At 69.1% G+C, this 11,621-nt stretch carries 9 protein-coding genes and 1 riboswitch; of the genes, 3 read left to right on the forward strand and 6 right to left on the reverse strand.

Translation table 11 applies throughout. The annotated features are described in order from the left end of the window. The first annotated feature begins 7 nt into the window (after window positions 1-7). A complete protein-coding gene (locus A9A59_RS00980; protein WP_098502497.1) occupies window positions 8-1,594 on the forward strand; it encodes a long-chain-fatty-acid--CoA ligase in 1,587 nt (528 codons plus the stop codon). A gap of 62 nt (window positions 1,595-1,656) precedes the next feature. Here A9A59_RS00980 and A9A59_RS00985 read toward each other — a convergent pair whose 3' ends face one another. Continuing rightward, window positions 1,657-2,454, reverse strand: coding sequence for an enoyl-CoA hydratase/isomerase family protein (locus A9A59_RS00985; RefSeq protein ID WP_098502498.1), 798 nt, complete (start codon window positions 2,452-2,454; stop codon window positions 1,657-1,659). Window positions 2,455-2,531: 77 nt separating this feature from the next. Here A9A59_RS00985 and A9A59_RS00990 point away from each other — a divergent pair, with 77 nt between their 5' ends. Both A9A59_RS00990 and A9A59_RS00995 read left to right on the forward strand, forming a co-directional pair. Further along, on the forward strand, window positions 2,532-3,164 hold the full coding sequence (locus tag A9A59_RS00990; protein WP_165772408.1) for a DsbA family oxidoreductase: 633 nt from the start codon (window positions 2,532-2,534) through the stop codon (window positions 3,162-3,164). 103 nt (window positions 3,165-3,267) lie between these two features. Further along, a complete protein-coding gene (locus tag A9A59_RS00995) occupies window positions 3,268-5,448 on the forward strand; it encodes a vWA domain-containing protein (protein ID WP_098502500.1) in 2,181 nt (726 codons plus the stop codon). A 103-nt stretch (window positions 5,449-5,551) separates the two neighbouring features. Here the strand turns inward: A9A59_RS00995 and A9A59_RS01000 are convergent, their stop codons facing one another. From A9A59_RS01000 to A9A59_RS01015, 5 genes are all read right to left on the reverse strand, one after another. Beyond that, window positions 5,552-6,319: a response regulator gene (locus tag A9A59_RS01000; RefSeq protein WP_278286922.1), complete on the reverse strand. Its 768-nt coding sequence runs from the start codon at window positions 6,317-6,319 to the stop codon at window positions 5,552-5,554. Between the two features lie 232 nt (window positions 6,320-6,551). Further along, window positions 6,552-6,815 (reverse strand): antibiotic biosynthesis monooxygenase, encoded by a 264-nt coding sequence (locus tag A9A59_RS01005; protein WP_165772409.1) that lies wholly within the window; start codon window positions 6,813-6,815, stop codon window positions 6,552-6,554. Window positions 6,816-6,960: 145 nt separating this feature from the next. Beyond that, complete coding sequence (locus A9A59_RS13605) at window positions 6,961-7,179, reverse strand: hypothetical protein (RefSeq protein ID WP_133117461.1); 219 nt, start codon at window positions 7,177-7,179, stop codon at window positions 6,961-6,963. Window positions 7,180-7,265: 86 nt separating this feature from the next. Then, window positions 7,266-7,398: riboswitch (cyclic di-AMP (ydaO/yuaA leader) on the reverse strand. Window positions 7,399-7,537: 139 nt separating this feature from the next. Further along, a complete protein-coding gene (locus tag A9A59_RS01010) occupies window positions 7,538-9,424 on the reverse strand; it encodes a hypothetical protein (protein ID WP_098502503.1) in 1,887 nt (628 codons plus the stop codon). Between the two features lie 105 nt (window positions 9,425-9,529). Then, window positions 9,530-11,596: a sodium-translocating pyrophosphatase gene (locus tag A9A59_RS01015; RefSeq protein WP_098502504.1), complete on the reverse strand. Its 2,067-nt coding sequence runs from the start codon at window positions 11,594-11,596 to the stop codon at window positions 9,530-9,532. Between the last annotated feature and the right edge of the window lie 25 nt (window positions 11,597-11,621).

The following is an 11,621-nucleotide window of genomic DNA, read 5'->3' on the forward strand; positions in this document are numbered from 1 at the left end:
CCGGCCGATGGAAGTACCGCTGCTGCTGAACGATTTCCTGCGCCGCGCGGCGAAGCTCTACCCGAACAAGGAGGCGATCGTCGACGGCGACCTGCGGATGACGTACCGCGACTACCAGGAGCGTTGCAACCAGCTGGGGCATGCGCTGCTTTCGCTGGGGGTAAGGAAGGGCGACCGGGTGTGCATCCTCAGCCCGAACAGCCACTACTTCCTCGAGAGCTACTACGGGGTGACGCAGATCGGGGCGATCCTCGTGCCGCTCAACTACCGGCTGGTGGCTGCGGACCACGAGTACATCATCAACCACGCGGGCGTGAAGGTGGTGCTCGTCGACTACGACTACACGAAGGTAATCGATGACATCCGCCCGAACCTGAAGACGGTTGAGCATTACATTGTGGCCGACCCGCGGACGCCGAAGCAGACGCCGCCGGGCTGGGTGGACTGGGACGGGCTGGTCGGCAGCCAGCCGAAGACGGCGACGCCGTTCGTGGAGCAGGACGAGAACGATGTGACGTCGATCAACTACACGTCGGGGACGACGGCGCGTCCGAAGGGCGTGATGCTGACCCACCGGAACGTGTACATCAACGCGTACAACTTCATCGCCCACCTGCGGGTGCGCCACGAGGACCGGGAGCTGTGGACGCTGCCGATGTTCCATGCGAACGGCTGGGGCGGGCCGTTTGCGATTACGGCGATGGGCGGCACGCACGTGGTGCTGCGGGCGGTGGTGGGGGCGGATATCTTCCGGCTGATCCAGGACGAGAAGATTACGTTCGCGTGCATGGCGCCGGCGGTGCTGAACACGATCCTGACGTTCCCGGACCGGGACAAGTACACGATCACGACGCGGCCGCGGTTCGTGGTGGCAGGCGCGCCGCCGCCGGCGGCGTTCATTGAGCGGCTGGAGAAGGAGCTGGGCTGGGAGTTCATCCAGATTTACGGGCTGACGGAGACATCGCCGATCCTGACGGTGAGCATGCCGGATTACCACAACCCGGACGGGCAGAACTACCAGCGGCGGGCGCGGGCCGGGGTGGAGGCGATCGGGGTGGAGATCCAGGTGCTCGACGACAACGGCAACCCGGTGCCGAAGGACGACAGGACCATCGGCGAGGTGTGCGCGCGCTCGAACGTGGTGCTGAAGGGGTACTGGGAGCAGCCGGAGGAGACCGCGAAGGCGATCTACGACGGGTACTTCCACACGGGCGACCTGGCGACGTGGGACGAGTTCGGGAACATCAACATCGTCGACCGGAAGAAGGACGTGATTATCTCGGGCGGCGAGAACATCTCGTCGGCGGAGGTGGAGGATGCGCTCTACAAGCACCCGGCGGTGCTGGAGTGCGCGGTGATCGGCGTGCCGAGCGAGAAGTGGGGCGAGACGCCGCGGGCGCTGGTGGTGCTACGGCCGGGGATGACGGCGACGGAGGAGGAGCTCATCCAGTTCTGCCGGGAGCACCTGGCGCACTTCAAGTGCCCGACGGGCGTGGACTTTGTGGAGAGCCTGCCGCGGACGGCGACCGGGAAGCTGCAGAAGTTCCTCATCCGGGAGAGGTACTGGGCCGGAAAGGAGCGCCGGGTGAACTGACCCTGCCCGGGAGATCCGCTGCCATCGCGGGGCCGCGGCGCGCTGCCGCGGCCCCTGGCGTTTCAGCTGCCGGTGAAGCGCGGCGGGCGCTTTTCGATGAAGGCCTGGCGCTGCTCACGGGCGTCGTTCACAGCACGGCGGCAGATTGCGATGGCGTGGATTTCCTCGCGGAGCTGGGCGTCGAAATCGTTCTCCCAGGCGCGCTGCACGACGCGGCGGGACATGATGGCGGCGATCGGCGGGTGTGCGGCGATCTGCTGCGCCACGGCGCGGGCTTCGTCGAGCAGGCGCTCGTGGGGGACGAGCCGCTGGAGGAGACCGATGCGGAGGGCTTCGTCGGCGTCGACGGTGCGGCTGGTGAGGATAAGGTCCAAGGCGTTGCCCTGGCCGACGATGCGCGGCAGGAGGTAGCTCATGCCGGAATCGGGCGAGAGGTTCCGCTCGATGAAGACGGTCTTGAAACGGGCCTGTTCGCTGCCGATGCGGATATCGCAGGCGAGGGCGAGAGAGAAGCCCGCCCCGGCGGCGATGCCGTTGATGGCGGCGATGGTGGGCTTGTCGATGGTGTAGACGGCGCGGGCCTGGCGGCCGACCCAGCTGTCCTCATCGGTGAGCTGCTGCCAGGGCACGCGGTCGGGCGTTTCGGGCAGGGGCCCGGAGAGGTCGGCGCCGGAGCAGAAGCCGCGGCCGGCGCCGGTGAAGATGACGGCACGGACGCCGTCATCGTGTTTGAGCCGGTGGCAGACGTCGAGGATTTCCTGCTGGAGGGGACGGTTGAGGGCGTTGAGCTTTTCGGGCCGGTTGAGGGTGACGGTCGCGATCTCGTCGGCGATGTCGAGCGTGAGGTGTTCGAAGGTCATGCTTCACCCCCGGGTAAGCTGGTGCGGGGAGTGGAGCAGATTGCGGGGCAGGTGTCGAGCGGGGTATGGTGCCGGCGATGATGGACGACGGTGCGGGCAGGCCGCTGCAGGTTTTGGTGATTTCGGACTTCGTGTGTCCCTGGTGCTACCTGGGGCTGGTGGAGATTGAGCGGGTGGAGCGGGAGTACGAGGTGGAGGTGCGGCACGTGCCGTACCTGCTGGACCCTTCGACGCCGCCGGAGGGGAAGCCGCGGCGGCCGATGACGCGGCCGGGAGACCCGCCGACGGCGATGGAGCTGCGGGCGGAGGCTGCGGGAATCCGGTTCACCCGCGGGCGGGAGTGGACGTCGAATTCGGTGCTGGCGCACGAGGGGGCGGAGTTCGCACACGAGGCGGGGCGGGCGCGGGAGTATGCCCGGGAGATGTTCCGGGCGTATTTCACGGAGCTGGAGGACATCGGGAAGCTGGAGGTGGTGCTGGCCGTGGGCGAGCGGGCCGGGCTGGACGTGGAGGCGCTGCGGGCGGCGCTGGAGGCGCACACCTACCGGCCGCGGGTGCTGGAGGCGATCGGGTGGACGCGGGAGGCGGGGATCTCGGGGGTGCCGACGTTCGTGTTCGGCGACCGGTTTGTGCTGCCTGGGGCCCAGGATGCGGCGGTGTTCGATGCGGTGATGGAGCGGCTCGGGGTGCCGCGGCGGCGGCAGGGGTAGCAGGCGGTTTCCGCACGGGTGAGGGCGGACTGACAACCCTTTGCGATTCGGCTACGCTCGTGGAACACGGCGCGGGTTCCGCGCCCCGGGGAGGTTTGGACCGATGGCGATGCGCTACCGCTATTCGATGTGGGATGGGACGCAGGAGGTGCCGGCGCTCGACCCGGACCAGATCCTGGACAACATCACGGACGACCTGATGAATTTCGGGGACCTGCAGCACGCGCTGCGGAATTTGATGCAGCGCGGGATGCGGAACCCGATGGGCCAGCGGATGCAGGGCCTCCGGGACCTGCTGCAGCAACTCCGGCAGCAGCGGCGGCAGCAACTCGACCGGTTCGACCTTTCGTCGATTTTCGATGACCTGAAGCGGAAGCTGGACGAGATCCTTGAGCTGGAGCGGAACACGCTTGAGCGCCGGCTGGAGGAAGCGGACCGGGCCGGGGGCGAGCACCAGGACGGCGGTACGCAACCGGGGCAGCAGCGGAGCGAGGCAGGCCAGCAGCCGGCCGGGCAGCAGGGTGCGCAGGCGAGCCAGCAGCAGGGCCAGCGCGGCGAGCAGGGCGAACCGGGCGAGGGGAGCCAGCAGGGGCAGCAGGGCGGTCAGCCGACGCCGCCGCGCGAGTTCGCCGAGATGCTGCGGAACATCGCCAACCGGAAGAAGGAGTTCCTGGAGAACCTGCCGCAGGATGTGGCGGGGCAGGTGCGGCAGCTCCAGAACTACGAGTTCATGGACCCGGAGGCGCAGGCGAAGTTCAACGAGCTGCTGGAGTCCCTGAAGAAGGCGATGATGGATACCTTCTTTAAGGATCTCTACAACCAGATTGCGAACATGTCGCCCGAGGACCTGCAGCGGATGAAGGAGATGGTCCGCGAGCTGAACCAGATGCTGCAGGACCGGATGGCGGGGCGGGAGCCGAACTTCGAGGAGTTCATGCAGAAGTACGGCGACCTGTTCGGCGACAACCCGCCGCAGTCGCTGGACGAGCTGGTGCGGCAGATGCAGCACCAGATGGGGCAGATGCAGTCGCTGCTCGATTCGCTGCCGGGGGACCTGCGCCAGCAGCTGCAGGACCTGCTCTCGGACAAGATTGGGGACCCGGAGCTGCAGCAGGCGCTGAACGAGCTGGCGCAAAACCTGGAGTACCTCTACCCGATGCGGGACCTTCGGAACCAGTACCCGTTCCGGGGCGAGGAAGAGCTGGACCTGCAGTCGGCGATGCAGCTGATGGAGCAGATGCAGTCGATCGACGAGCTGGAGCGGCAGATCGAGCGGACGCAGTACGGCGGGGACATCGAGGACATCGATGCGGACAAGCTGGAGGAGCTGCTCGGGCCGGAGGCGCGGGAGGCGCTGGAGCAGCTGAAGCAGTTCCTGGAGATCCTCGAAGAGGCCGGGTACATCCGGAAGAAGGGGAACCAGTGGGAGCTGACGCCGCGCGGCACGCGGAAGATCGGCCAGCGGGCGCTGGCGGAGATCTACCAGCAGCTGAAGGCGGACACGTTCGGCAAGCACGAGGTGCGGGAGACGGGGACCGGCGGCGAGCGGACGGACACGACGAAGCCGTATGAGTTCGGGGACCCGTTCTACCTGGACATCCAGAAAACGATGATGAACTCGATGTACCGGGAGGGGCCGGGCACGCCGCTGAAACTGAAGCCGGACGACTTCGAGGTGGCGCGGACGGAGATGCTGACGCAGACGGCGACGGTGATCATGCTCGACCTGAGCTGGTCGATGGCGCTGCGCGGCTCATTCCAGGCGGCGAAGAAGGTGGCGATGGCCCTGAACAACCTGATTTCGTCGCAGTACCAGCGCGACAGCCTGTACATCATCGGGTTCAGCGCATATGCGCGGGAGCTGAAGACGGAGGAGCTGCCGTATGTGCGGTGGGATGAGTCGGTGCTGGGGACGAACATGCACCACGCGCTGATCATCGCGCAGCGGCTGCTGGCGAAGCATACGCAGGGGACGCGCCAGATCATCATGATTTCGGACGGGGAGCCGACGGCGCACCTGGAGCGGGGGCGCTCGTACTTCGCCTACCCGCCGAGCCCGATCACGATCCGGGAGACGCTGAAGGAGGTGAAGCGGTGCACGCAGAAGCGGATCACCATCAACACCTTCATGCTGGACCGGAACTACTACCTGAAGGAGTTCGTGAACCAGGTGGCCCGGATCAACAAGGGGCGGGTGTTCTACACGACGCCGGATAAGCTGGGCGAGTACATCCTGGTGGACTACGTGGCGCAGAAGCGGAAGCGGCTGGCGGGCATGGGATAGGGCAAGCTGGCGCCGCAGCGGGCGACGTTGACGTTGAACGAAGAGGGGGGCCCACGGTCATGGGCCCCCTCTTCGTTGTCCGCGACCGCGGGAGGTGCGGGGATTAGCCGGCGGCGGCTTCGGCGTCGTCGAGCATGGCCTGGGCTTCGTCGACGCTTTCGAGGCGGACGATGCCCTTGCGGATGGCGTAGCGGATGAGGTCGGTGCGGTTGCGGGCGTGGAGCTTGGCCATGATGTGGGCCTTGTGGGCTTCGACGGTTTTGACGGAGATGTAAAGTTCGTTGGCGATGCCCTGGTTGGTGTAGCCCTCGGCGATGAGCTGGAGGACTTCGCGTTCGCGGCTGGTGAGGGTATCCATGCCGTTGCGCTGGTCTGCGCGCTTGGCCTGGTAGAGGACTTCGGCGAGGTCGAAGCCTTCGGAGAGGGAGCTGGAGAAGTAGCTGTTGCCGCGGTGGACGGTCTGGATGGCGAGGACGAGTTCGGAGACGTCGGATTTTTTGACGATGTAGCCGGAGGCGCCGGAGCGGATGGCATCGAGGAGCTGGTCTTCGTCGACGAAACCGCTGAGCATGACCACGCGGGTGGAGGGTGCGATGCGGCGGATCTGGCGGGTGGCTTCGAGGCCGTTGAGGCCGGGCATGACGACGTCCATGAGGACGACATCAGGCTGGAGGCGTTCGACGGCCTGGACGGCTTCGCGGCCGTTTTCGACGTCGGCGACGACTTCGAGCTCGGGCTGGGCTTCGAGGAGCATCCGGAGGGCCTGGCGGATGACGGCGTGGTCGTCGACGAGGAGGATGCGGATGGGGCCGGCTCCGCGGGCGGCGCTGGCGGTGGAGCGGGCCGGGAGGGTCCTGGGCTGGGGGCGCATCTGGTTCACGGTCGAACTCCTCTGATGGTCTCCGGCGCTGGCTGGTGGGCCGTGCCGTGTCGGATTGCGCCAGGTGGCGGGGGTCCGGCGACAGGGAGGAGTCTAGGGCGTGCCTCGCGCGGGCGTATTGGCAAAAACCCTAATCGTGGCGCGCAAAGACCCGGGGATAGGGGCACCCGGGGGCAGGAATCGGTGGTTTCCCGGCCGGAGGCGGGCGGGACCGGAGCCCGTGTCAGATGGTGAAGAAGGCGCGCTCGATATGGCCGGGCTCGACGCAGAGGTGGATTTCGGAGCGGAGGGCCATGATGTGGGTATCGTTGGCGGCGTGCTCGGCGGCCTCTTCGGAGTCGTAGATGGCGAGGCGGGCGATTTCGCCGCTGTCGTCGTGGGGGCGCATCAGGTAGGTGACCTGGCAGCCGGGTGTGGCGGCGACCGCCTCATCGAGCTTGCGCAGGAGTTCTTCGACGCGGGCATCTTCACCGCGGCGGGGCTTCATGATGGACAGGCGAATGTACGGCATGGGTGTGCTCTGCTACCTCCGGAGGGCGAATTCTAGTGCGCGGTGGTGCTGGCGAAAAGACGGAACCCCCGCCTGCGCGGGGGTTCCGTTTCCAGGGCTGCCGGGGTGTGCCGCGGTGCGGTCAGAGCCGGAGCTTGCCGTGGGAGGGCTGGCGGCGGCGCTGCCGCTGGGGCAGGGCAGCCTCTTCGGCGGCGAGGTCGACGGGCGGGCTGGTGAGCACTTCGTGGACGTAGCCGCACATGATGCAGCTGCCGTAGGTGCCGTGCCAGTCGCGCTCGACGATCATGGAGCCGCGGCACTTGGGGCACGACTTTGGCGGTGCTTCCTGCAAAGCTGGCATGACGGTAGTTCCCTCCTCTTTCGATGCGGACGTTATGGTGCAGTTCGAGGACAGAAAAAAAGACCTCGAAACGAGCTACCTGCTCGCCAGGCCTTCCAGACTGCCGACGGGGTTAGCTGACGGGCTCGGGCGGAAGGCGCCCTTGCGGCGGGTGCCGCGTTCGCCCCGGGACGTTGGGTCCCCCGCTGCGCCGTGCGGCGCACTAGGCAGGTGGTGCGAAACACTGAACGCGCACGTGAACGACGCGAACGCCGTTCACCTGCCGCAAGCTACCAACCGGCCGGGAGGCTGTCAATAGGTCTTTGCGCTTTTCGTCACAATTTTCTGGCTGAGCCGGGGAATCCCGGCTGCGGGGGCGTCACGCGAGGAGGCCGGCGGTGACTGCGAGGGCGAGTCCCGCCGCGGCAAGACCACAGGCCGGGGCTGCTCCGGGAGTCTCGTCGCGGGCCATGAGCGCGGCGCCGGGGCCTGCGACCAGGGCGAGGGCGGCGACGAACGCAAGGGGGTCGGCCTCGCCGGGCCCGAAGAAGCGGAGGGCCGGGCCGACGACGAGCAGCAGCACCAGCAGTCCGAACGCTGCCGCGAGCGAGGCAGCTGCTGTGCCGGGCCGCCAGGAGAAGCCGGCTGCCGCGATGACGGCGAATCCAGTGAGGAGGCCGACGGCGGCACCGGCGGACGTGCCGGGGAGCGGGAGAAGCGCGGGCAGCGGACGGCGCGCGGCCGAGATGCGCGCGGCTTCGCCGGGGATGAGCTGCCCGGCGGCGAGGCGGGATTGCACGAAGGTGTCCCGGGCGGAGGCGTCGGCGGCGAGGAGCAGGCGGACATCGGCCGGGCCGAAGTCGGCGTCGTCCTGGATCTCCTGGCGGAGTTCCTCGAGGGCAGCGCGGCGCTGCTGGAGGTCGTTGGCGTAGGCGTAGCGGTCGGCTGCGCCGGTGGGAAGGAGCCCGAGGTCCTGGACGATGGCTGCCGTGCGGACGGGGTCGGCCTCGGCGGTGCGCAGGAGCTCGTGCCGGGCGTGGGGGCCGAGGGTGAGGGCGAGGACGACCGCGGCGAGGGCAGCGATGCCGGCGGCCGGGACGGCGTTCGCCGGACGGGGCCGGGCGGGGGCCGTGGCGAGGGCCACGGCGAAGCCGGCCTCGCCGGGGCGGGCCCAGGTCTCGACGTCGATGGCGGCGGCGGGAACGGGCGGGGCGAAGGGGACGAGGGCGAGCCTGGCGACGACCGGGCCTGCGGCCGCGCCGGCTGCGAGGGCCAGGCCGTAGAGGCCGGCAGCGGCGGGAGCGAACCCTTCGCCGGAGAGTTCGCGGCCGAGCGCCCAGGCGACTGCGAGGGCGAGGGCAGCGGCCGCCCAGGGGAGGAGGCGCCCGGGGAGGCGGTCAGCGCCGGTGGCGGGGAGGATGCCGCCATGGGCGAGCACGAGGCCGGCGGCCAGGCCGGCCCCGGCCGCGCCGGCGGCCCATCCGGCTCCGGCGGGAAGGAGCACGATGGCGGCACCGACCACGGCGAGGGCTGCGATAACGGCGGCGAGCCAGGCGGCCAGGAGCGGGGCGGATGACCGGCCCGACGCTGCGAGGACGGCGCCGGGGATGAGGGCGATGGCGGCGGCGGCGAGAACGCTGGCGGTGACGACAAGGGGGAAAGCGCTCCATGCCGCATCGCCGGAGAGGGCGGAGAGTTCGCCGGACGCGAGGAGGCCAGCCATGGCCGCCGCTGCGACTGCGCCGCCGGCCAGCGGCCCGGCGGCCGGGCGGGAGGCCCCGGGGGCGGGGCCGAGGGCCGCGACCAGGGCCGCGAGGCCGGCCCCACCGGCGAACGGCGCGATGAGCGATGCCGCGGCCCATGGGCCTTCGCCGGCGACGCGGCTGGCCAGACCGAAGAGCCCGGCGCCGGCCGCAAGCGCAAGGGCGGTGGACGCAAACGGAGTGACCACGGCGGGGCGGCCGTCATCGGCGTCGATGGGGGCGGCAAGGAGGCTGGCAAGGGCGAGCGCTGCGAAGCCGGCGAGGAAAGCTCCGCCGGCCCAGGCGGCGCGGTCGAGTTCGCCGGCGTAGCCGCCGACAAAGGCGGCAAGGGCGATGGTCCCGGCAAGGCCGGCGGCGACGTGAGCCAGGGCGAGTTCGACCAGGGCGGGGCCCCAGGCGGCGGGACGGGGGACCGCCGGGTCGCGGGCGGCGAGTGCGCAGACGACGGCTGCTGCGACGGCGACGACGGCGGAGATGGGGATGAGGGCCTGTGCGAGGAGCATGGCGGGAGGGCTCCGCGAGGAGGGTGGCGGAGGGCGCAGCATAGAGAAGCGGCCGCCGGAGCTCAACCGGCGGCCGCCGTTCGTGCGGGCGAAGGGGAACCGGCGTCAGCCCACGAAGAGGGGGCCGAAGACGACGGCGACGATGGACATGAGCTTGAGGAGGATGTTCATGGAGGGGCCGGCGGTGTCCTTGAAGGGGTCGCCGACGGTATCGCCGACAACGGCAGCTTTGTGCGCCTCGGAGCCCTTGCCGCCGAGGTGGCCCGCCTCGATGTACTTCTTGGCGTTGTCCCAGGCGCCGCCGGCGTTGGCCATCATGAGGGCGAGGACGGAGCCGCTGGCGATGGAGCCGATGAGGAGGCCGCCGAGGGCTTCGGCACCGATGACGGAGCCGACGAGGATGGGGACGACGACGGCGAGGAGGCCGGGAAGGACCATCTCGCGGATGGCGCCGTCGGTGGAGATGGCGACGGCGCGGGCGTAATCGGGCTTGCCGGTGCCTTCCATGATGCCGGGGATTTCGCGGAACTGGCGGCGCACTTCGTTGACCATGGCCATGGCGGCGCGGCCGACGGCGCCCATGGCGAGGGCGGCGAAGACGAACGGCATCAGGCCGCCGATGAGGAGGCCGAGCATGGTCTCGACGTCGAGGATGTCGATGGTTTCGAGGCCGACGACCTGCGAGTAGGTGACCATGAGGGCGAGTGCGGTGAGGACGGCGGAGCCGATGGCGAAGCCCTTGCCGGTGGCGGCAGTGGTGTTGCCGAGGCTGTCGAGGGCGTCGGTGCGCTGGCGGACGGCGGGGTCGAGGTGGGCCTGTTCGGCGATGCCGCCGGCGTTATCGGCGACGGGGCCGTAGGCGTCGGTGGCGAGGGTGATGCCGAGGGGGGAGAGCATGCCGACGGCGGCGAGGGCGATACCGTAGAGGCCGGCGATCTGGTAGGTGGCCCAGATGGCGACGACGATGGTGATGAGCGGAACAGCGGTGGAGAGCATGCCGAGGCCAAGGCCGCCGATGATGACGGTGGCCGGCCCGGTTTCGGCGGTTTTGGAGAGATTTTGCGTTGGGCGGAATTCGTAGGCGGTGTAGTACTCGGTGGCGGTGCCGATGACCTGCCCGGCCACGAGGCCGATGAGGACGGCCCAGAAGAGGTCGAACGGGAGGTCCATCACGACGAGGAGGGCGGCAGTGCCCGCGAGGACGAGGCCGCTCGCCGAGAAGACGCCGGTGCGGAGGGCCCAGAGGAGGCGGCCCATGGTGGCGTTTTCGCCGGTGCGGACGAGGAAGGTGCCGATGATGGCGGAGATGATGCCGACACCCATGATGAGGAGGGGGAGGGCGAAGGCCTTCGAGTCCCAGTTCGCGACGTCGGTGTTTTCGAAGACGCCCTTCTCAGCACCGACGACAGCGGCGGTGGTGAGGGCCATGGCAGCGACGATGGAGCCGGTGTAGGACTCGAAGAGGTCGGCGCCCATGCCGGCGACGTCGCCGACGTTGTCGCCGACGTTATCGGCGATGGTGGCGGGGTTGCGCGGGTCGTCCTCGGGGATGCCGGCTTCGACTTTGCCGACGAGGTCGGCGCCGACATCGGCGGCCTTGGTGTAGATGCCGCCGCCGACGCGGGCGAAGAGGGCGATGGAGGAGGCGCCGAAGGCGTACCCGGTGAGCGGCTGGGTGTCCTGCGTGACCAGGTAGACGATGACGAGGCCAATGACGCTGATGCCGGTGACGGTGATGCCCATGACGGCGCCGGAGCTGAAGGCGACGCGGAGGGCGGGGTTGAGGCCCTGGCGCGCCTTGGCGGCGGTGCGGACGTTGGCGCGGACGGCGATGTACATGCCGATGTAACCGGCGAGTGCGGAGGAGATTGCGCCAAGAATGTAGGCCGCGGCCGTGCGCGGGAGGTCGGTGAACTCGCCGCGCTGCTCCCCGAAGCGGTCCAGGGCGTCGTAATCGACGAAGACGGCGAGCGCGATGGCGACGATGACGACGAAGACGGAGAGGAAGGTGTATTCGCGGCGGAGGAATGCCGCTGCGCCTTCCTGGATGGCCGATGCGATGGTTTTCATCGTGTCGGTGCCTTCGTCTTCGGCGAGGACACGGCGGGCCGTCCACGCTGCGAAGAGCAGGGCGATGACGCCGGCTCCGGCCGCTACGAGCAGATTGTTCATCTCGTCCCCCGGTAAGCATGTTTGG

It is taken from the genome of Tepidiforma thermophila, from assembly GCF_002563855.1.
Lineage (GTDB): Bacteria > Chloroflexota > Dehalococcoidia > Tepidiformales > Tepidiformaceae > Tepidiforma > Tepidiforma thermophila.

What these genes read in the sequence shown, in the direction of transcription:
- A9A59_RS00980 (WP_098502497.1), top strand. Translation starts at nt 8, where the DNA reads ATGGAAGTACCGCTGCTGCTGAACGATTTCCTGCGCCGCGCGGCGAAG.
- A9A59_RS00985 (WP_098502498.1), bottom strand. Translation starts at nt 2,454, where the DNA reads ATGACCTTCGAACACCTCACGCTCGACATCGCCGACGAGATCGCGACC.
- A9A59_RS00990 (WP_165772408.1), top strand. Translation starts at nt 2,532, where the DNA reads ATGATGGACGACGGTGCGGGCAGGCCGCTGCAGGTTTTGGTGATTTCG.
- A9A59_RS00995 (WP_098502500.1), top strand. Translation starts at nt 3,268, where the DNA reads ATGGCGATGCGCTACCGCTATTCGATGTGGGATGGGACGCAGGAGGTG.
- A9A59_RS01000 (WP_278286922.1), bottom strand. Translation starts at nt 6,319, where the DNA reads ATGCGCCCCCAGCCCAGGACCCTCCCGGCCCGCTCCACCGCCAGCGCC.
- A9A59_RS01005 (WP_165772409.1), bottom strand. Translation starts at nt 6,815, where the DNA reads ATGAAGCCCCGCCGCGGTGAAGATGCCCGCGTCGAAGAACTCCTGCGC.
- A9A59_RS13605 (WP_133117461.1), bottom strand. Translation starts at nt 7,179, where the DNA reads ATGCCAGCTTTGCAGGAAGCACCGCCAAAGTCGTGCCCCAAGTGCCGC.
- A9A59_RS01010 (WP_098502503.1), bottom strand. Translation starts at nt 9,424, where the DNA reads ATGCTCCTCGCACAGGCCCTCATCCCCATCTCCGCCGTCGTCGCCGTC.
- A9A59_RS01015 (WP_098502504.1), bottom strand. Translation starts at nt 11,596, where the DNA reads ATGAACAATCTGCTCGTAGCGGCCGGAGCCGGCGTCATCGCCCTGCTC.